General features: G+C 65.2%; 16 protein-coding genes and 1 other RNA gene. 10 read left to right on the forward strand and 7 right to left on the reverse strand.

The features are described from left to right. The 3 genes from ligD (at position 1) to FFY45_RS16905 (ending at position 4,274) form a co-directional block, all read left to right on the forward strand. Positions 1-2,760, forward strand: coding sequence for a DNA ligase D (gene ligD, locus FFY45_RS16895; protein ID WP_176341302.1), 2,760 nt, complete (start codon positions 1-3; stop codon positions 2,758-2,760). 44 nt (positions 2,761-2,804) lie between these two features. Then, positions 2,805-2,881: non-coding RNA, sX9 sRNA (locus FFY45_RS16900), on the forward strand. A gap of 469 nt (positions 2,882-3,350) precedes the next feature. Beyond that, positions 3,351-4,274: an IS110 family RNA-guided transposase gene (locus FFY45_RS16905; RefSeq protein ID WP_176341303.1), complete on the forward strand. Its 924-nt coding sequence runs from the start codon at positions 3,351-3,353 to the stop codon at positions 4,272-4,274. Between the two features lie 420 nt (positions 4,275-4,694). Here FFY45_RS16905 and lldD read toward each other — a convergent pair whose 3' ends face one another. The 4 genes from lldD to FFY45_RS16925 form a co-directional block, all read right to left on the reverse strand. Further along, positions 4,695-5,855 carry an FMN-dependent L-lactate dehydrogenase LldD gene (lldD, locus tag FFY45_RS16910; protein WP_176341304.1) on the reverse strand — a complete coding sequence of 387 codons (1,161 nt, stop codon included), beginning with the start codon at positions 5,853-5,855 and terminating at the stop codon, positions 4,695-4,697. 233 nt (positions 5,856-6,088) lie between these two features. Then, positions 6,089-7,606: a carotenoid oxygenase family protein gene (locus tag FFY45_RS16915; protein ID WP_176341305.1), complete on the reverse strand. Its 1,518-nt coding sequence runs from the start codon at positions 7,604-7,606 to the stop codon at positions 6,089-6,091. 28 nt (positions 7,607-7,634) lie between these two features. Continuing rightward, positions 7,635-8,057 (reverse strand): DUF2141 domain-containing protein, encoded by a 423-nt coding sequence (locus tag FFY45_RS16920; protein ID WP_176341306.1) that lies wholly within the window; start codon positions 8,055-8,057, stop codon positions 7,635-7,637. A gap of 214 nt (positions 8,058-8,271) precedes the next feature. Then, positions 8,272-8,838 (reverse strand): methyltransferase family protein, encoded by a 567-nt coding sequence (locus tag FFY45_RS16925; protein WP_176341307.1) that lies wholly within the window; start codon positions 8,836-8,838, stop codon positions 8,272-8,274. Positions 8,839-8,871: 33 nt separating this feature from the next. Between FFY45_RS16925 and FFY45_RS16930 the strand changes: the two genes are divergently transcribed. The 3 genes from FFY45_RS16930 (at position 8,872) to FFY45_RS22330 (ending at position 11,792) form a co-directional block, all read left to right on the forward strand. Then, the gene (locus FFY45_RS16930) at positions 8,872-10,098 is read left to right on the forward strand and encodes a sensor histidine kinase (RefSeq protein ID WP_176341308.1); all 1,227 of its coding nucleotides are present in this window, start codon (positions 8,872-8,874) and stop codon (positions 10,096-10,098) included. After that, entirely contained in the window at positions 10,095-10,727 is a 633-nt protein-coding gene (locus tag FFY45_RS16935) for a response regulator transcription factor (protein ID WP_176341309.1), read from the forward strand. Before FFY45_RS16930 ends, FFY45_RS16935 begins: the two co-directional genes overlap by 4 nt. Positions 10,728-11,426: 699 nt before the next feature. After that, on the forward strand, positions 11,427-11,792 hold the full coding sequence (locus tag FFY45_RS22330; protein WP_306432093.1) for a hypothetical protein: 366 nt from the start codon (positions 11,427-11,429) through the stop codon (positions 11,790-11,792). A gap of 230 nt (positions 11,793-12,022) precedes the next feature. Here FFY45_RS22330 and FFY45_RS16940 read toward each other — a convergent pair whose 3' ends face one another. Together FFY45_RS16940 and FFY45_RS16945 are read right to left on the reverse strand one after the other, a co-directional pair. Further along, the gene (locus FFY45_RS16940) at positions 12,023-12,415 is read right to left on the reverse strand and encodes a hypothetical protein (protein ID WP_104551557.1); all 393 of its coding nucleotides are present in this window, start codon (positions 12,413-12,415) and stop codon (positions 12,023-12,025) included. Beyond that, positions 12,412-15,762 carry an nSTAND1 domain-containing NTPase gene (locus tag FFY45_RS16945; RefSeq protein ID WP_176341310.1) on the reverse strand — a complete coding sequence of 1,117 codons (3,351 nt, stop codon included), beginning with the start codon at positions 15,760-15,762 and terminating at the stop codon, positions 12,412-12,414. Before FFY45_RS16945 ends, FFY45_RS16940 begins: the two co-directional genes overlap by 4 nt. A 293-nt stretch (positions 15,763-16,055) precedes the next feature. On the opposite strand from FFY45_RS16945, the gene fabV reads away from it, so the two are divergent. Both fabV and FFY45_RS16955 read left to right on the forward strand, forming a co-directional pair. Continuing rightward, positions 16,056-17,264 carry an enoyl-ACP reductase FabV gene (fabV, locus tag FFY45_RS16950; protein WP_176341311.1) on the forward strand — a complete coding sequence of 403 codons (1,209 nt, stop codon included), beginning with the start codon at positions 16,056-16,058 and terminating at the stop codon, positions 17,262-17,264. A gap of 233 nt (positions 17,265-17,497) precedes the next feature. Next, complete coding sequence (locus FFY45_RS16955) at positions 17,498-17,785, forward strand: hypothetical protein (protein WP_176341312.1); 288 nt, start codon at positions 17,498-17,500, stop codon at positions 17,783-17,785. 193 nt (positions 17,786-17,978) lie between these two features. Here the strand turns inward: FFY45_RS16955 and FFY45_RS16960 are convergent, their stop codons facing one another. Continuing rightward, a complete protein-coding gene (locus tag FFY45_RS16960; RefSeq protein WP_176341313.1) occupies positions 17,979-19,001 on the reverse strand; it encodes a sugar kinase in 1,023 nt (340 codons plus the stop codon). A gap of 287 nt (positions 19,002-19,288) precedes the next feature. On the opposite strand from FFY45_RS16960, the gene FFY45_RS16965 reads away from it, so the two are divergent. Continuing rightward, on the forward strand, positions 19,289-22,036 hold the full coding sequence (locus FFY45_RS16965; protein WP_176341314.1) for a TonB-dependent receptor: 2,748 nt from the start codon (positions 19,289-19,291) through the stop codon (positions 22,034-22,036). 232 nt (positions 22,037-22,268) lie between these two features. Continuing rightward, entirely contained in the window at positions 22,269-25,469 is a 3,201-nt protein-coding gene (locus FFY45_RS16970) for a TonB-dependent receptor (RefSeq protein WP_176341315.1), read from the forward strand. Positions 25,470-25,476 lie beyond the last annotated feature (7 nt).

Raw genomic sequence — 25,476 nt, forward strand, 5'->3', positions numbered from 1 at the left:
ATGTCACTGCACGACTACAACGCCAAGCGCCGCTTCGACCAGACACCGGAACCGACCGGCGAGACGCCTGCGCGTGCCAGCAAGCAGCCGATTTTCGTCGTGCAGCTGCACCACGCCAGCTCGCGCCATTACGACTTCCGTCTGGAAGCCGATGGCGTGCTCAAGAGTTGGGCCGTGCCGAAGGGGCCGTCGTTGCGCGCCGGCGAAAAACGCCTTGCGTTGCAGGTGGAAGATCATCCGTTGTCGTACGCCAGCTTCAAAGGCGATATCCCGCAAGGGCATTACGGCGCCGGGCATGTGGATGTCTTCGACCACGGGCATTGGCATTGCGAAGGCGATGCGTTGGCGGCGCTGGAGGCGGGCAAGCTGGAATTCGAGTTGCAGGGCACGCTGCTGCGCGGTGGCTTTGCGTTGGTGCGCACGCAAATGCGTGGCGGCAAACCGCAGTGGCTGCTGTTCAAGCGCACCGATGCCTATGCGGCCGATCTGGATGCCGATGCGCTGGTGGCGCAGCAGTCAGCCGGCGCATCGGGTGTGGCAACTTCGGCAACGCGTGCCAAGACAGCGTCGGTGACAACGCGCGGCAAGGCTAGCCGTGCGCAACGTGTGCCGCCAGAAGCAATCGCCGAGACATCGACAGTGACAAGCAAACGTGTGCGCTCAGGGCGTGCAGGGTCCAAACAGTGGCGCACCCGCGCCCTGGCGCTGGATGGCGCGCGCGATACGCCATGCCCAACCGAGCTGCGCGCGCAACTGACCTTGCTGCGCGAGCACGCGCCGGAGGGCGAGCGCTGGTTGCACGAGATCAAGTGGGATGGCTATCGCCTGCTGGCCGATCTGGTCGATGGCAACGTGCAGTTGCGCTCACGCAACGACCAGGCCTGGACGCAGCGCTTTCCGGACGTGGTGCGCGCGTTGCAGGCATTGCCAGTGCGCGATGCGCGGCTGGATGGCGAGCTGGTGGTGCTGGACGCGCAAGGGCGCAGCGATTTCTCGGCGCTGCAACGCGCGCTCGATGGCAGCGTCACGCAGCCGCTGCGCTATATCGTGTTCGACCTGCTCGGGGTCGCCGGGGTGGATCTGCGCGGCACCCCGTTGCTGCAACGCAAGCAATTGCTGCGCGAGTTGCTGGGCGATCAACCGGGCACGCTGGCATTTAGCGACCATGTGATCGGTCACGGCCCGGAAGTGTTCGCGGCCAGCGCCGGCACTGGTTGGGAAGGCATCGTCAGCAAGCTGGCCGAAGCGCGTTATCGCGAAGGACGCATCGCCGATTGGGTCAAGACCAAGCACGCAAACAGTGACGAGTTCGTGGTGGTGGGCTACACCGACCCCAAGGGCGCACGCAGTGGTTTTGGCGCATTGCTGATGGCGCAACGCGACGGCAAGACGCTGCGCTATGTCGGGCGTGTAGGCACCGGTTTCGACGATGCCTTGCTCGGCAAGATCACCACACTGTTGCAGGCGCTGCATAGCGACACCGCCACGCTGGAATTGCCCACGCATATTCCGGGGCGGCCACGCGATGTGCATTGGGTGCGACCGGTGTTGATCGCCGAGGTGGCCTTTCGCGGTTGGGCCAAGGAAGGGCTGCTGCGGCAAGCCGCGTTCAAGCGTTTGCGTGAGGACAAACCCATGAGCGAGTTGGGCGGCGATCGCGCCGCGCCGGTTAAGGCGCGTGCTGCGAGCAAACGTGGCGGCGCGACGACGGCCATTGCGCCTGCGCGCAAGACGGCGACGAAAAAAGCAGCCAAAACGACAGTGGAAGCATCCACCAAGACAACCAGCAAACGCGTGCGTTCAACGGCATCGAAGACGACCGCCATATCGAAGACTGCAGCGTCCGAATCCAGGGCATCGAAATCCGCAGCGTCCAAGTCCACGTCGACGGACGGCATCACCATCACTCACCCCGAACGCGTAGTGTTTCCTGCGGTCGGTATCAGCAAGGGCGATGTGGCTGACTACTACCGCGCAGTGGCGCCGCTGGTGCTGGCGGAGATCGCACGCCGCCCGTTATCGCTGTTGCGTTGCCCCGACGGCGCCGGCGGCGAGTGCTTCTTCCAGAAACACGAAGGCCGCCATCTGGGCGCGCATATCAAGGCGATTGCGCTAAAGCAAAAAAGCGGCACCGAGGACTACATCTACGTCGAAGATGCCGCCGGCCTGCTCGAGCTGGTGCAGATGAACACCCTCGAGCTGCATCCCTGGGGTGCGCAGGTGGACGACCCGGAGCATCCGGATCGCCTGGTGTTCGACCTGGATCCCGGCGACGACGTGTCCTGGGCCGATGTGGTCGCCGCCGCGCGCGACATCCGCGCCAAGCTGCGCAGCGCCGGGTTGGAAAGCGCGGTGCGCCTGTCCGGCGGCAAGGGCCTGCACGTGGTGGTGCCGATCGTGCCGGAAGCAGGCTGGGAGCAAGCGCGCGATTTCTGCGAAGCGTTCGCACAGGCACTGGCAACGCACACGCCGGACCGCTACGTGGCGACCATGAGCAAGGCCAAGCGCCACGGCGTGATCTTCGTCGACTGGCTACGCAACGGGCGCGGCAATACCAGCGTGTGTTCGTGGTCGCTACGCGCCCGCGAAAAAGCCACCGTCGCCGTGCCGCTGCGCTGGGAAGAACTCGGCAAGATCAGCGGCCCGGATGCGTTTCCGATGGACAAGGCATTGCAACGTGCCAAGCGCCAACGCGCAGACCCTTGGGAATCGGTGCTGGCGTTGCAGCAATACTTGCCCACCGGCGACGATAAGAACTAAGAGCAGCCAACAAACATAGGTTGCGGCGGGTGCCCAGAATCGGCATGTATCACTCGTACACTCTGGTTCTGAGCGCGCCGTCCCCACCTACCTAACGACCGCTCGCTACGTTTTGTTAGCCGCTCTTAGTCGGAAGCTGAGGTCAAAAGCCTGGTGGTCGAGCGCGCGGTGCCCTCACCGCTCGCGGGACACGCCGCAAGTACGTCCCTGTAGGCTCGGTGGCGGCATCCATGCCGCCACACGGTCCCGCAAGCGGTGAGGACACCGCACCAGAAAGTTTGCTGGCTGCTTTGTTAAAAACCATGCGCACCGACCATCTCGACTGGTCCTTGCCCGCCTAGCGTCGCGGGACCTTACGCGGCATGGATGCCGCGTAAGAGCCTTATCTGTTCGGAATCTGGCAGTTTGGGCGTCGAGAGCCGGCGTGGGCCACCGTGAGAGCCTGGATCGTTACCGATCGTCTTGTAGCTGGGTGCCCACGCCGGTTCCTCCCCTGTGTCGCCCGAACAGTTGCCAGAGTTGCCACTCGTAGACGTAAGGCTGGGCAGGCAGGGGAGCTCTCGACCCTTCAAGCCTAACGGAGTTCGCCCATGAACGGCATCGGGATTGATGTGTGCAAGGCCATGTTGGATGTGGCCGTCCACCACGGCGCTTGCATGCGGTTCCACAACACACCAGCGGGCTGTCGCAAGTTGGTGGCCTGGCTGACAACGCAGCAGGCTGGCCAGATCGTCCTGGAGGCCTCCGGCGGCTATGAACAGCGGGTACTGGATGCTTTGTTCGACGCCGGTCACCGGGTTGTGCGGGCGGATGCGCGCCGCTGCCATGCCTTCGCTGCTGCCACCGGTCTGCCGGCAAAAACAGATCGTCTGGACGCGATCAATCTCGCCTGCATGGCTGAGAAGCTGGAGCTGCGCCCGTATCAACCGATGGAGCCTTGGCGGCGACGGCTGCGCGAGTTCGTACGCGCGCGACAGCAGCTCGTGGAGCTGACAACAAGCGCACACAACCAGTTGGAGCAGGTAACGGACACGCGCTTGCGCCGCGTGCTGCAGGCCAATATCGCGCAGATGAAAAAGACCTGCGTGCGATTGGAACAGCAGATTGCCGAACAGGTCCGCCAACAACCGCAGCTGGAGGCGATGCGCTCGTTCAAAGGCGTCGGAGCCACCTTGCAGGCGGTGATCGCCAGCTACCTGCCGGAGCTGGGAACCTTCGAGGGGAAGGCGATTGCCAAGCTGGTCGGCGTGGCTCCCATCGCCCATGACAGCGGACAGATGCGCGGCCTGCGCCGGATCCGCGGCGGGCGGATCGAGGTCCGCAACGTGCTGTACATGGCGTGCCTGTCTGCCATCCAGCACGAGCCGCGGATCCGGGAGTTTTATAGGTCTCTGCGGGCACGCGGAAAGCCCGGCAAGGTCGCCGTCGTGGCGGCGATGAGAAAGATGCTCGTCATCCTCAACGCGCGAGCACGAGACGCTCAAGCCGCAGACGTCCAAACCGTCCCGACCTGAGTGTGTCTACGCTCTAGATTGAGCCGCCGGCTGCTGACCAGCGGCCGGCGCTCCCGTGCCCAGCTTCCAGAACGGTCAGCCCCCCTCCAACAACACAGTTGCTACAAGGACGTACTTGCGGCGTGTCCTGCGATGGTGGGCGGGCAAGGGCCCTGCAGCAAACCCACAGCGTCGAGGTCGCAGCGAGGACACCGCACCCGACAGTTTGCTGGCTGTTTTGAAACTATGCGCACCGAGCATCTCGATTGGTCCTTGTCCGCCCACCGGCGCGGGACCTTACGCGGCATGGATGCCGCGTCAGAGCCTACACGGACGTACTTGCGGCGTGTCCCGCGATGGTGGGCGGGCAAGGGCCCCGCAGCCAAGCAGCAGCTCATCCGCTCTACTACAAACGCATCCTGATTCCCGATGCGAAACCCATCAAAGCGAAACCGCACTCTCCCGCGTCACCCGGCTCAACGCATCGCCACTGATCTCGGCAATCGAATGGGTGCCGGTCAAGGTCATCGCCACACGCATCTCGCGCTCGATCAGGGTCAGCAGATTCTCCACACCGGCCTGACCACCGGCTGCCAGCGCATAGACGAACGCACGCCCCAGCAGCACCGCATCGGCGCCCAGCGCCAGCATGCGCACCACATCCAGCCCGCTGCGGATGCCCGAGTCGGCCAGGATCTTCAGCTGCCCCTTCACCGCATCGGCAATCGCCGGCAATGCGCGCGCGCTGGACAGCACGCCGTCGAGCTGGCGCCCACCATGGTTGGACACCACGATGCCGTCGGCCCCGAAGCGCACCGCATCGCGCGCATCGTGCGGGTCCAGGATGCCCTTGATCACCATCGGCCCGGTCCAGAATTCGCGGATCCATTCCAGATCCTTCCACGAAATCGACGGGTCAAAATTGGCGCCCAGCCAGCCGATGTAATCCTGCAACCCCGTCGGGCTGCCGCGATACGCCGAGATGTTGCCCAGATCGTGCGGCTTACCGAGCAAGCCCACATCCCAGGCCCAGCGCGGATGCGTCACCGCCTGCAGCATGCGCCGCAGCGCTGCGTTGGGCCCGCTCATGCCCGAGTGCGCATCGCGGTAACGCGCGCCCGGCGTGGGCATGTCCACGGTGAACACCAGCGTGGTGACGCCAGCTGCCTTGGCGCGCTCCAGCGCATTGCGCATGAAGCCGCGGTCCTTGAGCACGTAGAGCTGGAACCACATCGGCCGCTCGATCGCCGGCGCCACTTCTTCGATCGGGCACACCGACACCGTGGACAACGTAAACGGGATCCCCCGCGCCGCCGCCGCACGCGCCGCCTGCACCTCGCCACGGCGCGCGTACATGCCGGTCAGCCCCACCGGCGCCAACGCCACCGGCATCGCCAGCGTCTCGCCGAACAACTCGGTGCTCAGGCTCAGGTCCGACATATTGCGCAGCACCCGTTGGCGCAGCGCGATATCAGCCAGATCGGCGACATTGCGCCGCAAGGTGTGCTCGGCGTACGCACCGCCATCGATATAGTGAAACAGGAACGGCGGCAAGCGCGCCTGCGCGGCGGCGCGGTAATCGGAAGCGGCAGAAATGATCATCGAAGACGCACGGCAGCTGCGGGGTAGCCGCTGAGTGTAAGACCATCGGTGTGGCGGGTGGACCGCGCTACAGCGTGCCTGGCGCAGCAGCAGGCCGATGCCGGGTGACTGGCGAGATGGACCAATGCGGCAAGTTCGGCGTACTGCGCCAGCGGCGCACGCATTGCGGCTGCGGGCAAAGCGATAACAGGCGCCAGCTCAGCTTGCCGCATCACGGGAGGCAGCGCACCGGCTCACCCGGCAGCAGCAAAGTGCCCATGAAATCCTAGCGGCACCGCATACGGCAACCAGGCCTGTGCGATCGGCCCGGCATCCACGTGGCCTGCATCCAGCACCATCAGGCCGGTGCGCGCACGGGTGGTGTCCAGCACGGTGCCGACTAGCCAGCCATCGTCTGGGCGGTCGCTGCCGGGGCGCGGCACGAACACGTGTTCTTCGGCCAGCATGTCCGGCCCGTAGCGGTGCACCTGGCGGCGGTCGCGGTCCAGGTCGTAGCTGGCCACCGCGTTGAGAACCGGCGATGCGGTCGGCCCGTCGATGCACGGCGCATACAGCCGCGCGCCGCGCGTGCCGGGCGTGCGCGCATCGAAGGTCGGCAGTTCCAGGTTGTCCACCGCATGCGCCTGCCAGTGCGCGCGGCCGTTGCGTAGATCCAGGTGCAGGCTGCGCAGCTGCACCGGTGAAGGCGTGGCCGCCGGGTCGCCGTGCATCGCCGCCCGCAATGGCGAGCGCGCCTCCTCCGGGTCGGTGTGGACCAGCGCGCGCACCACGATACGGTTGCGGTGTTCGTAGGCATCGGCGAAGTGATAGGCCACCGCGAAGTCGGCCTCGAACCAGCGCGGTTGATCCAGCGCATCCTTGGGCACCACCGCAATCCGGCACGGCGCCTCGGGGGTGAAGCGCATCTGCTCGAAGAACGGGCCTTCGCCATCCAGCCGGCGGTAGGGCGCCAGCACGAAGATCAGATGCCGCTGCGTCATCGCAAAGCTGTGCAGGTAGCCCGGCGTGTCGGTCTGCAGCAGTTGCGCGCTGCGCAGCACCGCATCGGCGCCGATGTGCCAGATCAGCACGCCGGTGGCGCCGATCACGCCGATCGAGCCGAAGTTCCAGGCGCCGCCATCGCGGTCGATCAGCGGGTGCGCCGAGAACGGCATCGCGGCCAGGTCGTCGCGCCAGGTTACCGGGCCGAGCGTGCCCAGCGCATCCGGATCCAGTTCGATCGCCGAGCCGGCTTCCCATAACGCGAACAGGCGCCCATTGAGCATCGCCACCGAAGTGTTGGCGGTGTTGACGTCGTCGTTGTTGCGCGCCGGTTGCTGGTCCGGCACCGCGGTGCCGGCCGCGCGGTAGAGGAAGCGGCCTGCCTGCTGTTCCTGGGTGAATTTGTGGGTGGCCACCATGCGCGCGTGGTGCTGCACCTGGCCGCCATCCAGCCGCCAGCGGTGCACCATGCCGTCGCCGTCGAACCAGTGGTCGTAGCGGAAGCCGGCGCGCTCGGTCCAGGCCGGGCCGTTGCGGTACAAGCTGCCGGCCAGTCCCTCGGGCAGCGTGCCTTGCACCGCCACGCGGGTAGGGCCCAGGCTCGCCTGGGTGACGCTGCGCCAGCCCAGCAGCCACGGCGCGCGCTGCAGGCCGGCATGGAACTGCGCCGCCTCCATGGCCTGCGCCGGCAGGCTGCGCAGCGACCAACTGGCCAGCGCGGCACTGCCGGTGGCGGCCAACAGGGATTGCAGGAAGCGGCGTCGTTGCATCCGGATGTCCTCGCGTTTGGGCGGGCTGTCAGCGCATCTCGATGCTGATGCGCTTGCCGCCGGCCGGCAGCTCGAACGCCGCCTCGTCGAAGGTCGGCTTGCGCATCGCGCGCGGATTGTTGCTGAAGCCGTAGCCTTCCACCGGCATGCCGATCAGATTTGTATCGAGCTTACCGTTGGCGTTTTCGTCGTGATTGATCATCACTGCGTAGCGGCCGGGGGCAAGGTTCTTGAACTGGATGTGCGGCGTAGCGCTGGTGATCGGCACCGTTTGCGCCTGCACCGGCGGCTGTGCGCTCTCCAGCTGCGCGGGTGAGGCGATCACTGCAATGCGCAACTTGCCTTGTTGCGAACGCAGGCCACTGACGCCCACGTCCAGATCGGCGGCCTGGATGCCGGCTCTGCCGAGCAGGCCGAAGAGTGCGACAACGACGTAGGTGCGGGCAAGCATGCAAGTCTCCTGACACGGGTGGGGATGCGACGCGTTTGGGGCGATGGTACGCAGCGCCACGACCCGGCGGCGGTGGTGGCCGTCGCAGATCGCCCCACGCGTGGCTGACCACAGTGCGGCAACACGTCTGCCTGCACGCCACGTGGGCCGAACCCGTGTGCAAGCAGGCGAAGCGCTCCTCATCGCTGGCGCCACCCCGCTACCTTCTCAACCCTCACCACACCAGCGGCAGCAACCGATGGCTCTGCTTCGCATACGCCGGGTACGCAACCGGAAACGCGCGCTGCAATGCGGCTTCTTCGATCCGGATGCGGTGCAGGAAGACCCAGGTCACCGGCACCACGATCGCCGCCACCGACAACGCATTGCCCATGCCCAGCGCCAGCCCGTAAAAGGCCAGCAGCGCGCCGGTGTAGGAGGGATGGCGTAGCCAGCGATACGGGCCGCTGCGCACCAGCTGATGATCGGGCTGGATGGTCACATCCACCGTGAACCAGCGTGCCAGCACCTGGATGGCCCACACGCGCAACGCCAGCCCGCTGCCGATCAAGGCGCAGCCGGCCCACTGCAGCGGCGCGGCCCAGCCCTGCGGCCAATGGGCCAGGCCGCTGTAGGCCAGCACCACTGCAACGGCCACCGCTGCAGACAGCACCCGCCACAAGTGTTGCAGCGTGCCTTGATCGTGCGCGCCACCATCGCTGGCGCGGCGGCGGCGGCTGAGCAGCAGTTCGTAGCCGCCCCAGAACAGATTGAGCGCAAGAAACAGACTGGAAGCAGACATGGCGTGACTCCGTGGCGATAGGGTGGGTTGGTCATGCCAGTGTGCGCACGCACCGCATCCACGACAGGGGCCGCAGGTCATCGATCCCACCTGCCGGAAGTCACTTTCTGCATGCGCACCATTGCCGAGTGGCCGCGCGGCCGTCAGCATCGCCGCATGAACTCTTCCCTGCCGCATCTTTTGCATCCCCTGCGCCTGGCCGGCGCGTTCACCATTGCGGCGGTGGCGTTGTCGTTTATGCCCGATGCGTCAGCGCACGGCGCCTGGCGCTGGGGTGTGCTGGCCGGCTTCACCGCGTTATTTCTGCTGCACACCGTGTTGCCGTCGCTGCATGCGTTGCGCACTGTCGCAACGCTGCTGCAGGCGGTCATGGCGTTGCTGCTGGTCTGGATGGAGCCGCGCGCCGGCACTGCCCCGGTGCTGCTGGTCATGTTGGTGGCGCAGGCGGGGATGACCTGGCCGCCGTTGCGCGTGCTGCTGTTGGCGCTGGCGTTGAACGCCGGCATGTATGCGCTGCTAGTGCAGGCCGGGTTCGATCGCGCCTTGTTGATCGTCAGCATCTACGCCGGCTTCCAGGCCTTCGCCGCGCTCACCGCGCATTACGCGCGCACTGCCGAGCGTGCCCGCGATGCGCTGGCCTATGTCAATGCCGATCTGCTGGCCACCCGCGCGCTGCTGGCCGACAGCGCGCGCGATGCCGAGCGCCTGCGCCTGGCGCGCGAGCTGCACGACGTGGCCGGGCACAAACTCACCGCGATGAGCATCCATCTGCGCTTGCTGCGTGCCGACCCCATGCTGGCGCCGCGCCAGGAGCTGGCGATGCTGGAAGGCCTTGCGCGTGAGTTGCTTGGCGACATCCGCAGCGTGGTGCAGTCGTTGCGCGACGATGCCGGGCTGGATCTGCACACCGCGCTGCATGCCCTGGCCGCGCCGTTTCCCAAACCGGTGCTGCAGCTGCAGATCGACCCGGCCGTACGCGTGAGCGACCCGCAAATCGCCGAAGCCCTGCTGCGGCTGGTACAGGAAGCGCTGACCAATGCCGCACGCCACGGCGAAGCCGACACCGTGCAGGTGTCGCTGCACACCCATGACGGCCAGCTGCACATCGACATCCAGGACGATGGCCACTGCGCCGAGCAAATCCGCGAGGGCAACGGCATCGCCGGCATGCGCGAGCGGCTGGCGGCCTTGCATGGCCAGTTGCAACTCGGCCGCGCCGCGCACGGCGGCATGCAGTTGACCGCGAGGTTGCCGGCATGAGTATGCGCCGTATTGCATTGGCTGACGACCAGATCCTGGTGCGCGCCGGCTTGCGCGCCTTGTTGCAGCAACAGGGCGTGGAGGTGGTTTGCGAGGCCGACGACGGCCAGAGCCTGCTGGACGTGCTTCTCATCAACACGGTGGACGTGGTGCTCAGCGACATCCGCATGCCCGGCCTGGACGGCATCCAGGCGCTGCAGCAATTGCGCGACCGGGGCGACCGCACGCCGGTGCTGCTGCTCACCACCTTCGACGACAGCGACCTGCTGCTGCGGGCGACCGAGGCCGGCGCACAGGGTTTCCTGCTCAAGGACGCCGCCCCGGAAGACCTGCGCGAGGCGATCGAGCGGGTGGCCAACGGCGAGACCCTGCTGCAGCCGGTCAGCACCGACCCGGTGCGCGCGCGCTACCAGTTCCGCGACCAGCAGCCCCCGCGCGAGACCTTCAGCGAGCGCGAGGTGGCGATCCTGCGCCTGCTCGCCGGCGGCTATTCCAACAAGGAGATCGCCCGCACCCTGTTCCTGGCCGAAGGCACGGTAAAGAACTACGTCTCCACCATCCTGGAAAAGCTCGGCACCCGCGACCGCACGCGCGCGGTGTTGAAGGCGATCACGTTGCGGGTGATTTGAGGATTGGGAATCGGGAATCGGGAATGGGGAATGGGGAATGGGGATTAGGAATTAGGGATTAGGGATTAGGGATTAGGGAGTCGTAAGAGCGGGGCTGGAGCAGGCGCTGGCAGGGTGAGACCGGCGTAGAAGTCGAACCGCAATCGGGAGCCGGAAGCCCCTCTCCCTCCGGGAGAGGGGTTGGGGTGAGGGTACGGGGCGAAGCCACACTTGGAACGAGATGACACGAGGCTTCGCCCGTACCCTCATCCGCCCCTGCGGGGCACCTTCTCCCGAGGGGAGAAGGAACAGCCCTTGGTCAGCGGGCTTGGCGCCCGCCGCCTGCCCCTAGTCCCGGTCCCGGTCCCGGTCCCAGTCCCAGTCCCAGTCCCAGTCCCAGTCCCAGTCCCCCGAGGTTCGCTCTCGTCGACGGTGGCACTGGCCCATTCATCTCGGCCGAAGGGCGAAGCTCTACTGAGCTACTACCACCACACGCAAGAGCCAGCTCGGCGCCCAGACACATCGCCACCTCATTTACATGACGATATCTCGCTATTGTGCATGCTGTTGTTTTCCAAAGAATTTCCCAGCTTCGGCAGAATCAGCCAACAACCGTAAGGTTGCCGTCAGGTCGCACCAGCGGCCAGGCGCGAAGGTCGTCTGGCGGCCACCAATGCCGCTCGGGGACGCGCCGCGCTCCGGTCTGCCGCGGAGTCCGTCATGCGCCTGGTCCGATATCTGTTCGTGTTGATCGTCGTGCTGTCCACCAGCGCCTGGACGGCACCTACCCAGCCCGAATTGCCGGGCAGTTGGCCCCGGGCCGCGCTGTTGACCCAACCCGCCACGGCCGAGCGTGACCTGCGGGTGGCCGTGGGTCGCTGTGATCTGGCAGTGCAGGGACCCGCGGCCGGGGCATGCGATAGAGCGGCCGCCCACTCCGATCAGCGCGGTTGCGTACAGGGCCTGGCGTGTCGGCAAGGGGCAGGGCGTGGAGCTGGCCTTAACGACCGCGACCGCATGCCAAGCGTGCTGGCAATACGCAGCCAGATCAATGTGGCTTTCAGCAATCTTTCTGATCGGGGATGACGGCGCGCAGCTGCCGAAGTCGAATGCGACAGTCGGAATGCGGCACCGTACTGACAGACGCACCGGCAAGCACCCAACCACGGCGGCGTCACTCTCTGGGCTGAGCGCCTGCCGTTATCCAGTCCGCTTGCGACCTGGCGGCCGGCGTCGTCGTGGGGCGAGGCCCAACTGCCTGGTCCAGCACGCTGACTGCCTGGCGGCGAACCGCCAGGCAGATGCCGGCGTGGGGATTATTGCGGTGAGATTTGCGGATCGTTGCCGACCTGCGGGTCGCAGCTGAACAAGAGTTTGCGCTTCTCGTCTTCGATGATCACGGTCAAGAAAATCAGCGTCGCCTTGTTATTGCGATTGACGACCGACACGCTGCGCCCATCGTCGGCGATCTTCGGCTCCTCAAGCTGGTCGTGCGCGTCCGAACTCAGCAGGCTGCGAATGCGAAACTGATAGGGCACGTCTACATCGAAACGGTAGACCAAGGTCACATCTTGTTGCCCCTTGCCTACCAGCAGCAGGTCCGGCGAGAAGCTGTAGAAATACTCGCCTTTCCCGGTGTTGCCGCCAAAATCCACACGCGCCACGGTGAGAGTGATGATGATGCTCGCGTTCTCATTCGATTCCGTCATGACTTGTCCTGTTCCTTGAAAAGCGGGGCATAGAGGGAGACGAATCCCGGGTGGCGGTAGCCCGCGTGATACAGCCATCCGAGCTGTTGCGTAACGGCGCTGCGTTGGCCCAGGTGCACCTGCGCGCGAATCCAGGGGTCCAGCAGGTTCTTGTCGCGGCTGTTGGCGATGTCCTTGCCCAGCACCGCCACCGCGCGTTGCCACGCCGCGCGTGCACCGGCGCTGTCGCCGGCAGCGGCCTGCTGTTCGCCGTGCCAGACCAGCGCCTGGGCCAGGGCCGACAGGCCGAGCAGATCGTCGGGCCTGGCGCGATGCAACGCATCCAGCTGCGCAACGATCGGTGCAAGGCTGTCGGCATTCGTGTCCGAGCGCGCGGTGTGCACCCGCTGCAAGCGCAGCGCGATGATGGCGTCCAGCCATTGCCATTCCGGCAACGGTTGCGCCTGTTTCAGCACATCGGCCATGGTCTGGCGGGCCCGGTCGAGGTGGCGCTCGGCCAGATCGGGATGCCCGTCCAGAGCGGCCATCCAGCCGACCTGTGCGTCGGCGTGCGCCAGATCGCGGCGCCAGGCGACATTGTCCGGTTGCAACGCCACCAGTGCCTGCAGCATGCGCACGCTGTTCTGCGCATCGGCCTGCGCCTGCACCAGATGGCCGCGCGCCAGTGCCAGGTTGGAGGTGCGGATCAGCGATCCGGCCAGACGCCGCCGCCAGGCATGCGCGTCGGGATCTTGTTCGACCAGTGCGTCCAGCATGGCGATCTGCTCGCGGTAGCCCTGCTCGGCGGGTGCCAGCAAGCCCTGCATCTCCTGGGTCAGGCTGAGCCAGGACAAGCTGTCGACCAGTTCGTAGCGCAGCGATGCGTTGTCCGGCGTGCGTGCCAGCAACTGGCGTTTGAGTGCGATCGAGCGCGCGAAGAAACCGATCGCGGCGTTGGTCTGGCCTTGGTCCTTGGCCAGCGTGCCCAGGTTGTTGAGTGCGTAGGACAGCTCCAGTTGCCAGCGCGGGTCCTGCGGCGCGGCGCGCACCAGCCATTCGCAGGCCGCCAGATACTGCGACCAATACCGGTGCGCTACAGGCAACTGCTTGCCTTTGTAGGCAAGGTCTCCCAGCCAGTACGCGGTTTGCCCGGTTTCGGCGTGCGCCTCCAACGACGTGGGTGCACGCACACGCGCCTGTTCGGCCGTGGCAGCGGCACGCGCGAATGCCGCATGCGCCTCGTCCAATTTGCCCTGATTCATCAGCACTTCGCCGGTGGTGCGCAGGGCACGTGCGTGGTTGATCAGATCGCCGGGCTGCATGCTGGCGTTGGGCAGGCCTTCCAGATAATGCAGCGCGCGGCTGCCCACGCTGTCGAGCAGTTTGAGGTTGCCCACCGTGCGCAATTGCTCGGCAAGATCGCCCAGCATGTAGCTCACCAGTTGCTGCGCCTGGTCGCGGCGTTGTTCGGCCACTTGCTGCGCCTGCCGCGCTTGCCAGCCCAGCAGCATCGAGGCGCTTGCCAGCACCACCAGCAACGTCGCCGCCACCGCATACATCCCGCGGCGTTGCCGCTGCGAGCGCTCGCAGGCATGCAGGAACGCGTGATCCACCGCGCCCAACTCCTGCGGCATGCGCCGCGCCGCCTCGCGCGCTTCGCTCAACGGGCGCCCGCTGTTGAGCAGATGATCGGTGCGCCGGCCTTCGGCGGCCCAGCGCTGTGCGGCCAGTTGCAGGCGTTTGTGGGCCTGCAGCAGGCGGCGGTTTTCATGGATCCACTCGGCCGCGCGCGGCCATTGCCGCAGCAAGGCTTCGTGCGCAACCGCAAACCCCGGCTCGCCTGCGACCAGTTCGCTGACGAACAATCGCGCATGCACGAAGGCATTCACCAGCACGCGTGCAGCGCTGTTCTGGGGCAATGCCGACCACAGCGCACGCCGCGCGGTCACTGCATCGCTGTCGGGATGGATCACGCTCAGCAACGTCAGCACCTCGCCCAGCGCGGCCTGCGCGGTGGCCGGCAAGGCACGAAAGGTCTGTTCGGCATGGTGCGCCAACGCGCCTTCCAGCCCGCCCAATGCGCGGTAGGCCGCAAAGGTCAGCAGGCCATCGTCGCTGCGTTGCGCGTGCAGTGCATGCAACAAGTGCTGCAGCAACGGCAAGGCATCGGGCTGGCGCGCGGTGGCGTCGCGCAGCACATCGTCCAGGCGGCTGGCGCTGTCGCGGTCTTCTTCGAAGCGCAGCCCGGCCATCGCTGCAGGCACGCGGATGATCTGGCCAATCTCGCCATCGCGCGGTGGCAGCAGATCCACATGCCCGTCGCCACGTTTGAGCTCCACGATCTGTGGCAAGGCATCGATCAGGCGCGGATAGAAATCGCTGCGGGTGAGCATCAACACCGCCACCTGCGCGCTGCTGCACAACGATTGCAATGCGGCAGCCAAAGCGGCGCGGTCGGCATCGGTGATGCCGGGGGTGGCCACCATCGCTTCGGCATGGTCGATCACCAACAGCAGATGGCGTTGGGTCTGCAGGCTGTCGCGCGCTGGGGCGCTCTGACGCATCGCCTCACTGATGGCCGCATGCAGCGGTGCAGGGCGTTGCAACCAATCGGGCAGCGTTGCCATCTGCGCCGGCGAAAACACCGCGCGCGCGTTCGGTGCCCATTGGCCGAGTGCGCGTGCCAGCGTGTCGCGTACATCGTCGCCGCGGCATTGCGCCAGGTTGCAATACGCCACCGCCACCGCTTCCAGGCCATCCAGTCCACCGGGCTGCGACAGCAGCGGCACCACGCCGGCGCGCAGCAACGAGGTCTTGCCGCAGCCGCTGGCACCGCTCACCAGCACCAGCCCGCGTTGGCTGTGCAATTGCGCGCGCAGCGCGCCCAGCACCTGTGCAATCGCATGGCTTCGGCCGAAAAACACCGCGGCGTGTGCGGGGTCGAACGGCTGCAGCCCCACATACGGGTTGCCGTGTCCCCACACCTGCGTGCCGATCACCGCACCGCGGTAATCCTCGGGAAAGATCACCTTCGGCAGCAGCCGGTAACCGCGCTTGCGGATGGTTTCGATGTAGCGCGGTTGGCGGCTGTCGTCGCCGAGCTTGCGGCGCAGCTGAGCGATGGTCTTGTGCACCGGGTTGTCGCCGTAAAAGCTGCCGTGCCACACCTCGATCAGCAACTGCTCGGCGCTGATGACCTCGCCAGCGCGCTCGGCCAGCGCGATCAGCACTTCCATCATGCGCGGTTCCAGCGTGATGGTCTGGCCGTCGTCGATCAGCGCCAGCCGTTCCGGCTCGACCAGCAATGGCCCAAGCCGAAACCGTGGGACAGAGCTCAGCTGCGTGACGCGCTCGCTTCGAAGAGACATCGCTCGGATACCGGTCGCACAGCTGGAAGGGACCTCGACGATCGCCAACAGGCGCAGCCAGGCACGGCACGGCAGGCGCAAAAAATAGCACAGGCGGCCCGGCAGGAAATCGATGGTGATCGCTGTTCGTTCGCGCCTGTGAGCTGAAGATGCATGCGTTGCACGCCACACCGTGAGGCGATACCGGCGTCTTCACACGTATCCATACAGTAGCGTGTGTTGCGCATCAGGCTGTTTCGCGCGCAGCCCACCGATTAAGATGCCGCCAGCATCTTGCTGACGAGGAGTACACGTTGATCATCCATCCCAAAGTGCGCGGCTTCATCTGCACCACCACGCATCCGCTTGGCTGCGAGCGCAATGTGCTCGAGCAGATCGCCGCCACGCGCGCGCACGGCGTGCGTAGCGACGGTCCGAAGAAGGTGCTGGTGATCGGCGCGTCCAGCGGCTACGGCCTGGCTTCGCGCATCACCTCTGCCTTCGGATTCGGCGCCGACACGCTGGGCGTGTTCTTCGAAAAACCCGGCAGCGCCACCAAGGCCGGTACCGCCGGCTGGTACAACTCGGCTGCGTTCGACAAGCATGCCAAGGCCGCGGGTCTGTACAGCAAGTCGATCAATGGCGATGCGTTCTCCGATGCGGCGCGTGCGCAGGTGATCGAGCTGATCAAGAGCGAGATGGGCGGCCAGGTCGACCTGGTGGTGTATTCGCTGGCCTCGCCGGTGCGCAAGTTGCCGGGCACTGGCGAAGTGAAGCGCTCGGCGCTCAAGCCGATCGGGCAGACCTATACCGCCACCGCCATCGACACCAACAAGGACGCCATCATCCAGGCCTCGATCGAGCCGGCGACAGAGCAGGAGATCGAAGACACCATCACCGTGATGGGCGGGCAGGATTGGGAATTGTGGATCGACGCGCTGGAAGGTGCCGGCGTGCTCGCCGATGGCGCGCGCAGCGTGGCCTTCAGCTATATCGGCACCGAGATCACCTGGCCGATCTACTGGCACGGCGCGTTGGGCAAGGCCAAGGTCGATCTGGACCACACCGCGCAGCGCTTGAATGCGCGCCTGGGCAAGCACGGTGGCACTGCCAACGTGGCGGTGCTCAAGTCGGTGGTCACCCAGGCCAGTGCGGCCATTCCGGTGATGCCGCTGTATATCTCCATGGTCTACAAGATCATGAAGGAAAAGGGCCTGCACGAAGGCACCATCGAGCAGCTCGACCGCCTGTTCCGCGAGCGCCTGTATCGCGAAGACGGCCAGCCTGCCGAACTGGACGACGAAAACCGCCTGCGCCTGGACGACTGGGAACTGCGCGACGACGTGCAGGACGCCTGCAAGGCGCTATGGCCGCAGGTCACCACCGAGAACCTGTTCGAACTCACCGATTACGCCGGCTACAAGCACGAGTTCCTCAAGCTGTTCGGCTTCGAGCGCAGCGACGTGGATTACGACGCCGAGGTGGAGACGGACGTGAGGTTCGATTGCATCGAGTTGGGCTGAGAATCGGGAATCGGGAGTGGGGAATCGGAAAAGCCGTGGCGGCTTGGCACGCTGGTTGTGCAGTACGCAGTGCTTTGACTGTTTCCGACTCCCGACTCCATCCCAATGCCAAATCCCGGCGCTAAAGGTCGAGACGCCGCTATGAATCGCAGGCTTTCATGGCGATCACTGGATCGGCAGGGACGTGGCTTGATTGGTGAACCACATCCACACTGCATGGAGCGCACGACGTCATGGACAAACTGATCGCTATCCTGGTGTTGGCCGTCCTGGTCAGCGTTACCTCTGCCGTGCTGCTGCGCTTCGTCAAGCTGCACGGCGCGCTGAAAGCAATCGTCAATGTGGTGATCACCACGGCCGTCGTCTGTGCCGTGGTCATGCAGGACGGCTCGGCGCCAGATTTGCAGTTCGCACTGATGCTCACGCTGTTCTTTAGCGTACCGGCCTCGCTGTGCGTAGTCCTGCTGAGCGCAGCGCTGAAATGGATCATCAACAAACGCCGCGCACCTGCGCCCGCCTGAAACGCGTGAGTGCAGCGAGCAACACGTAGCAAGCATCTACTCGCCGCCCGCGATCGCGCATCACATCGCACAATCGCGCGTCAGCTCCGAGCGCACCGCGCGCTGTTAGCAACAAACCTGGCTAAAGCGCTGAAAGCCAGCGCTCTTGAATGCTCTTACGATTCCCCAATCCCGATTCCCCAATCCCAGCTTTTCACCGCCTCACATCAAACCGCGCATCGCCCACACAGGCCTGCACATCGGCCACCGACAGCGGATTGAAATCGCCGGGAATCGAATGCTTCAAACACCCCGCCGCCAGGCCGAAGCGCACCGTGTCCTCCAGCGACCAGCCCTCGATCAGGCCGTGCAGCACGCCGGCCGCAAACGCGTCGCCGCCGCCGATGCGGTCGATGATCGGGGTCAGTTCTTCGCTGGGCGCACGTGCCACTTCACCGCTGCGCGGCACCAGCATCGCGCCCAGGCTGTGGTGGTCCACGTTGTGCGCCACGCGCTGCGTGCAGGCCATCAACTGCAGTCGCGGGAACGCCGCGAAGGCCTGCTGCGCGGCCGCTTCCACGCGCGCTTCCAGCGTGTCCTGCGGGAACTCGCCACCGAGCACCACACCGATGTCGCGGTAATCGGCAAACACCACATCCGCACAGTCGAACAGCTGGTGCAGGATGCCGCGCGCATCGCCCTGCCAGCGCTGCCATAACTTGGGCCGGTAGTTGCCGTCGAACGAGACCTTGACCCCGGCTGCACGTGCGGCGCGCGCCGCCGTCAGCGTGGCCTGCGCCACCTCGGCGCCAAGCGCCGGGCTCACCCCGGACAAGTGCAGCCACTGCGCGCCCTCAAGCAGGCGCGGCCAGTCGTAGGCATCGGCCGGCGCCAGCGCAAACGCCGAATCAGCGCGGTCGTAGACCACTTCGCTGGGGCGATGGATCGCACCGGTGGTCAAAAAGTACAGACCCATACGGCCGTCCACGCGCCGCACATGCCGCGTGTCTACGTCGTGCCGCCGTAGTTCGCCCAGCACCGCCGCACCCAGCGGGTTGTCCGCCACCGTGCTGACCATGGCCACCTCATGGCCGAAATGCGCCAGCGACACGCCAACATTGGCCTCGGCCCCACCGCAATGCACATCCAGCCGAGGCTGCTGCAACAGCAGCGCATGGCCAGGCGCCCCCAGGCGCAACAACAACTCTCCAAAGCACAGGATACGGGCACGACTCATGCGGCAATTACCTCGGCTGTGTGGTGCGTCACGGGGTGGGGAGACCGGGACGCGTCAGGATGACCATCGGTGTCATTCTAGCCGTCGCGATAGACGGCCAATCACAAGAATAATGCGACGTGCAGGGGCTGGTTGCACCCCTTTTGTGCAAATTAGGTGAGGTTTTCTGCTGCGCTGCAAGATGTTGAACGGCGATTCAGCTGGTAACGTCGTTTTGACCAGCGGTGTCATTGCCGCGCACACCCCCGCTATTTCACGTTGTTCATGGACCCTTGGGAGGGGAGGACATGCAATTTCGGACCACCAACCGGAAGACACCGGTTACCTTGCTTGCACTGTCGATCGGCCTTGCGCTGAGCGGCCATGCGGCTGCACAGGACGCCGCCCAGGCACCCGCCGAGCCAACGGTCGACCTCGACGCTGTCACCGTCACCGGCTATCGCGCCTCGGTGGAAAAGGCCCTGGACATCAAGCGCGGCGAAGCCGGCGTGGTCGATGCCATTGTCGCTGAGGACATTGGCAAGTTCCCCGACCTCAACCTGGCCGAATCGCTTCAGCGCATCCCCGGCGTGGTGATCACCCGCGATGCCGGCGAAGGCCGCAATATCTCCGTGCGCGGCTTAGGGCCGGACTTCACCCGCGTGCGCGTCAACGGCATGGAAGCGCTCACCACCGTGGGCGGTTCGGACCAGTCCGGCGGCTCCAACCGTGGCCGCGGCTTCGACTTCAACGTGTTCGCCTCGGACCTGTTCACCCAGTTGATCGTGCGCAAGACCGCGCAGGCCGATGTGGAAGAAGGCTCGCTGGGCGCCACGGTCGACCTGCGTACCGCGCGCCCGTTCGACTACGAAGGCCTCACCATCGCCGCCAGCGGCCAAGCCGCCTACAACGCGATGTCCGAGAAGGCCAACCCGCGCGTGGCCGGCCTGATCTCCAACACCTGGGCCGACAACACCTTCGGCGCGCTGGTGTCGGTGGCCTACACCGAGCGCGAGCTGCTGGAAGAAGGCAGCAACAGCGGTCGCTGGGCCAATGGCCCGAGCAACGGCAACTTTGCCGCCAGCCCGGCGTTCCCGCAGGCGCGCGACGCCAACGTGTTCCATCCGCGCTTCCCGCGCTACACCTTGATGGAGCACAAGCAGGAGCGCATCGGCGTGACCAGCTCGCTGCAATGGGCGCCGAGCGATTCCACCGAGTTCTCGCTGGACGGTCTGTATTCCAAGATCGACGCCAAGCGTAGCGAAAACTATATCGAAGCGATCTCCTTCAGCCGTGGCGCCGCACAGGGCGGCAAGCCGCAGACCATCGTCAATGATGGCTTCATCGACCCGGCTACCGGTGCGATGTTGTACGGCAACTTCGACAACGTCGACGTGCGCTCTGAAAACCGTTACGACGAATGGAACACCGTCTTCAAGCAGCTCTCGTTGACCGGCGAGCATCGCTTCAGCGACGTGTTCAAGATCAGCGGCATGGTCGGCACCTCGAGCTCAAAGCACGAGAACCCGATCCAGACCACGGTGATCATGGACAAGCTCAACGTCGATGGGTACTCCTACGACTACCGCGGCAACAGCCGCAAGCCGGTGTTCAATTACGGCATCAACCCCACCGACCCCAATGGCTGGACCCTGGCCGAACTGCGCCTGCGTCCGCAACAGGTGCAAAACGACTTCGACACCGGCAGCCTGGATTTCGACTGGAGCGTGAGCCCCGGGTTCCGTCTGAAGGGTGGCGTGCTGGCCAAGAACTACACCTTCTCCACCAAGGAATTCCGCCGCGCTTCCGAAGTGGCGGTGCCCACCTTCGCCGATGGCACCCGCATCGTGCCGGCCGACTTGACCGAGCAAACCGGATTGAGCGCCATCAAGGGCTCGCCCAACACCTGGGTGGTGCCGAATCTGGATGCGGTGGCCGATGCGCTGGGCATCTATAGCGGCACCGGCACCTTTGCGCTGGCCGAGCGTGCGGTGAACACCCGCAGCGTCACCGAGCAGGATCGCGGCGCGTATCTGCAGGGCGATTTCTCCTTCGATATCGGCGCGATCCCGTTCTCCGGCAACCTGGGCGTGCGTTATGTGCGCACCAAGCAGGAGTCCACCGGCTTTGCCACTGTCGGCTCCGCACTCGTGCAGACCACCGCCGAGCGCGAGTACAACAACACGCTGCCCTCGATGAACCTGGTGGCCGAAGTCAGCCCGGATTTTCTGGTGCGCTTCGGTGCGGCCAAGGTGATGTCGCGTCCGGGCCTGGGTAGCCTGACGCCGGGTGTCACGGTCAACGTCAGCGGCGGTGCGCGCACCGTGAGTGGCGGCAACCCGAATCTGGACCCGATTCTGGCCGACACCTACGACCTGGGCTTCGAGTGGTACTTCCAGGAAGGCGCATTGCTGGGCCTTGGGCTGTTCTACAAGGACATCGAAAGCTTCGTGCAGACCGCACGCGAGGTACGTCCGTACTCCTCCAGCGGCCTGCCGGTGAGCCTGCTCGACGGTACCGGCGCCGGCGTCAACGACGACTTCGTCTTCAGCGTGCCGCTCAATACGCCCGGTGGCGATCTCAAGGGTCTGGAAGCCAATTACACCCAGCCTTTCAGCTGGTTGCCGGGCGTCTGGAGCAATCTGGGTATCCAGCTCAACTACACCTACGTCGATTCGCAGATCCAGTATCTGACCACCAGCGGCGCGGCGTCGCTGGAAACCGATCTCACCGGTCTGTCGAAGAATGCGTACAACGCCACGCTGTTCTACGAAGGCGAAAAGTTCGCCGGGCGCGTGTCGGCCACGCATCGCGACGATTATCTGACCCAGGTGCCGGCAACCGAAACCGGTTTCGATGTGCACGGTATGAAGGCCACCACGATGATCGACGCCTCGCTGCGCTACAAGTTCGACGACAAGATCGAGCTGAGCCTGGAAGGCATCAACCTGACCAACGAAGTGGCCGACGAGTGGGTCGGTGCGGCCGCGCAGTTGCCGCTGCAATACAGCGAGACCGGCCGGCAGTTCCTGCTGGGCGTGCGCTACAAGTTCTAACCGCTGTCCGCCCGCTGCGCACGCGCGCAGCGGGCCTTTATTCCAACGCTTGATCGCCTTGTATGCGGTGCACTGGTGCACGCATGCAACGCGGTGGGCGTGATGTTTGAAAGCCTCCAGCAACGCTGTAGTGCGCGGTTGCGCATCAGGTGTGTTGGTCGCTCATTGCGACGCCATGGCCTTGGGGGGCTGAGCGCGTCATTGCAGCCAGTGCCAGGGAGAGAGCCGCCTCATGCAAGCCCGTTCGTGTCGTCCTGCCCATGCGGCAGGCGCCTGCCTGTCCGCCGCGCGTCTGTCGGTGGCCATCGTCCTGGCCTTGCACGGTGTGAGCGCTACCGCGCAAACCGTCGGCCCGCCGGCCACGCCCACCGATGCGGTCGACCTGGACCGCGTGCAGGTCAAGGCCACCTACCGCGAAAGCCTGCAGCAATCGCTGGATGCCAAGCGCTACAGCGTGGAGCAGGTGGATGCGATCTATGCCGAAGACATCGGCAAGTTTCCCGATCTGAACCTGGCCGAATCGATGCAGCGCATCGCCGGCGTCTCCATCGACCGCGAGGGCGGCGAGGGCAAGCAGATCTCCGTGCGCGGCCTGGGCTCGGACTTCACCCGCGTGCGCATCAACGGCCTTGAGGCGTTGGCCACCGCCGGCAGCGGCAGCGATGGCGTCAACCGCAGCCGCGGCTTCGACTTCAATACCTTTGCCTCCGAACTCTTCAGCCGCGTCACCATCAGCAAGACCCAATCGGCGCAGATGGATGAAGGCTCGCTCGGCGCCACCGTCGATCTGCGCGGCTCGCGCCCGTTCGACTTCGACGGCTTCGAAGCGGCCGCCTCCACGCAATACGGCTACAACGACCTCTCGCGCGAAAAGGACCCGCGTTTCTCCGGCCTGATCAGCAACATCTGGGCCGATGGCCGCGTTGGCGCATTGATGTCGGTGTCCTACAGCGAGCGCCACTTGCGCGAAGAAGGCTACAACCCGGTGCGCTGGGAGCACGGCAACTACCGCAACTCCAACCAGAGCACCGCCACCAACAACGGCACCTACGGCTTCTGTTCGCCAGTGGGCTACAACCCGCAGACCCCGCGCAACCCGCTGGCCAACGAAACCCCGGCTGGGGTCGGCTCGCAGGCCAACCAGGACCGCAACAACGGCTGGGGCAGCTACGGCATCAGCGCCGCCAATTGCGGCACCGGCATCGCACGCCCGGCCAACACGCCGGAGAACATTCAGGCCTACGAAACCGCCACCGACGCGTGGATTCCGCGCTACCCGCGCTATATCCGCACCGATCACGAGATCAAACGGCTGGGCGTTACCGGCGCGCTGCAATTCAAGGTCAGCGACGACACCCTGCTGAACTTCGACATGCTGTATTCCAAGCTGGACAAGGACCAGCGCGAAGACTCGGTCGGCGCCAACCTGCACCGCACCGCCAACTTCGGCGGCAAGACCCAGATCGCCGTGCGCGAGGCGCAGGTTGACGACCAGAACCGCCTCACCTACGGCGTGTTCGACAACGTCGACTTCCGCACCGAATCCAGCAACATCGAAGAATCCACCGAGTTCAAGCAATTCAGTCTGGACCTGCAGCACCGCTTCAACGACCAGGTGCGCGTCAACGCGTTGGTCGGCCACTCGACCTCGGACTACGAGCGCCCCGAGTTCTCGATGGTGAGTTTCGACAACACCAATCTCGATGGTTTTGTGCTCGACCGGCGCAACGGTGGCGACTACCCGAGCATGAGTTTCCCGTTCGATGCGGGTAACCCCAACAACTGGCAATGGCTGGGCTATGGCGCAGTGCCGGTCAACAGCAACGGCACCGCGCGCGGCACCAACATCAGCGAGGTGCGGCTCAACCCGCAGTCGGTGAACAACACCTTCGACACCGCCAAGGTGGATCTGGAATTCAACATCAGCCCCACCTTCACCTTCCGCACCGGGCTGGCCTACAAGAACTACGACATGGACACGTCGGAGTCGCGCAACATCTCCTACGGGCGACTGGCGCAGGCACTGCCGGCCGGCGTCGGTGTGAATGAGCTGAGCACCAATCTGGATGGCTTCGGCCGCAGCTTGAACGGCAGCTTCCCCACCACCTGGGTGATTCCGGATTTCCAGAAAGTCGCCGACCTGCTCAACATCAATTGCAATTGCGATACCGGCGTGCCCGGTGGCGATTACCGCCTGGCCGATGTCGGCCATTTCGGCTCGTCCAACAACAATTTTGCGGTCAACGAAAAGAGCCTGGGCACCTACCTGCAGCTCGATTTCAATACCGACCTGTGGGGCCGCGCGCTGCGCGGCAACCTGGGCGTGCGCTATGTGCAGACGCAGATCGCCGCCAGCGGTTATGCGCCGTGCACGGCCACTGCGGCCGGTGCGATTTCGCCTGCGTGCGAGTCGTTCTTCGGTGTGGCCAGCGCTACCGCTGCGGCCGGCGAGCGCCTGCTGGTGCCCACCACTGTCAACCACAATTACCGCGACATCCTGCCCTCGTTGAATCTGTCCTGGGATGTCAGCGACGAGGTGGTGCTGCGCTTCGGTGCGGCCAAGACCATGGCGCGCCCCACGCTGGCGTATCTGTCGCCCAGCGTCAGCGGCGGGCCCACCCAGTTCTTCGACGACGGGCGGTTTTTCTCGATCAATCTGGGCAACCCCAAGCTCGACCCGTTCCGCTCCACCAACTACGACCTCAGCGCCGAATGGTATTTCCGCGAAGGCTCGCTGTTGTCGGCGGCGGTGTTCTACAAGGACATCGACAGCTACGTGCAGCGCACCCGCGTGCTCAGCACCTGGGAGGCGATGGGCTACTCGCTGGATCTGCTGCCCGCCGGCTTTACCCCAGACACCATCTTCAATGTGCAGAGCTACTTCAACACGCCCGGCGGCCCGCTCAAGGGCTTCGAGCTGACCTACCAGCAGGCCTTCGATTTTTTGCCCGGCTTCTGGCGCAACTTCGGCATCCAGCTCAACTACACCCAGGTCGATTCCAAGATCAATTACCTGTTCAGTACCGCAGGCAGCAGCAACACCAGCATCACCACTACCGCCACCGAGCGCGATCTGCTCAACCTCTCGCCGCAGTCCTACAACGCCACCGTCTATTACGACGACGGCCGCTTCAGTGCGCGCGTGTCCACCAGTTATCGCGATGGCTACATCAACAACATCCTCGCCCAGGAAGACGTCTACGACCTGGACGGCAGGCGTCTGGTCACGGCCGATGTGACCGGCAAATACAGCGTGGAAAACGTGGATTTCAACATGTCCTACAAGCTCAACGACCACCTGTCGCTGACGTTTGAGGCCATCAACCTGCTCGACACCCCCGACCGCCGCTACGTCGATTCCACGCTGGAACTGCCCGACAAGTACACCGTCACCGGGCGCCAGTACTACATCGGCGCGCGCTACAAGTTCTGACAGGAGC

Source organism: Xanthomonas hortorum, from assembly GCF_011305375.1.
In the GTDB taxonomy this organism is placed as follows: domain Bacteria; phylum Pseudomonadota; class Gammaproteobacteria; order Xanthomonadales; family Xanthomonadaceae; genus Xanthomonas; species Xanthomonas hortorum_E.

Coding starts and splice junctions, on each gene's coding strand:
- FFY45_RS16945 (WP_176341310.1), bottom strand. CDS start 15,762: ATGTCTCTTCGAAGCGAGCGCGTCACGCAGCTGAGCTCTGTCCCACGG.
- FFY45_RS16925 (WP_176341307.1), bottom strand. CDS start 8,838: ATGTCTGCTTCCAGTCTGTTTCTTGCGCTCAATCTGTTCTGGGGCGGC.
- FFY45_RS16955 (WP_176341312.1), top strand. CDS start 17,498: ATGGACAAACTGATCGCTATCCTGGTGTTGGCCGTCCTGGTCAGCGTT.
- FFY45_RS16920 (WP_176341306.1), bottom strand. CDS start 8,057: ATGCTTGCCCGCACCTACGTCGTTGTCGCACTCTTCGGCCTGCTCGGC.
- FFY45_RS16905 (WP_176341303.1), top strand. CDS start 3,351: ATGAACGGCATCGGGATTGATGTGTGCAAGGCCATGTTGGATGTGGCC.
- FFY45_RS16965 (WP_176341314.1), top strand. CDS start 19,289: ATGCAATTTCGGACCACCAACCGGAAGACACCGGTTACCTTGCTTGCA.
- lldD (WP_176341304.1), bottom strand. CDS start 5,855: ATGATCATTTCTGCCGCTTCCGATTACCGCGCCGCCGCGCAGGCGCGC.
- FFY45_RS16970 (WP_176341315.1), top strand. CDS start 22,269: ATGCAAGCCCGTTCGTGTCGTCCTGCCCATGCGGCAGGCGCCTGCCTG.
- FFY45_RS16930 (WP_176341308.1), top strand. CDS start 8,872: ATGCCAGTGTGCGCACGCACCGCATCCACGACAGGGGCCGCAGGTCAT.
- FFY45_RS16915 (WP_176341305.1), bottom strand. CDS start 7,606: ATGCAACGACGCCGCTTCCTGCAATCCCTGTTGGCCGCCACCGGCAGT.
- FFY45_RS16935 (WP_176341309.1), top strand. CDS start 10,095: ATGAGTATGCGCCGTATTGCATTGGCTGACGACCAGATCCTGGTGCGC.
- FFY45_RS16960 (WP_176341313.1), bottom strand. CDS start 19,001: ATGAGTCGTGCCCGTATCCTGTGCTTTGGAGAGTTGTTGTTGCGCCTG.
- FFY45_RS22330 (WP_306432093.1), top strand. CDS start 11,427: ATGCGCCTGGTCCGATATCTGTTCGTGTTGATCGTCGTGCTGTCCACC.
- ligD (WP_176341302.1), top strand. CDS start 1: ATGTCACTGCACGACTACAACGCCAAGCGCCGCTTCGACCAGACACCG.
- FFY45_RS16940 (WP_104551557.1), bottom strand. CDS start 12,415: ATGACGGAATCGAATGAGAACGCGAGCATCATCATCACTCTCACCGTG.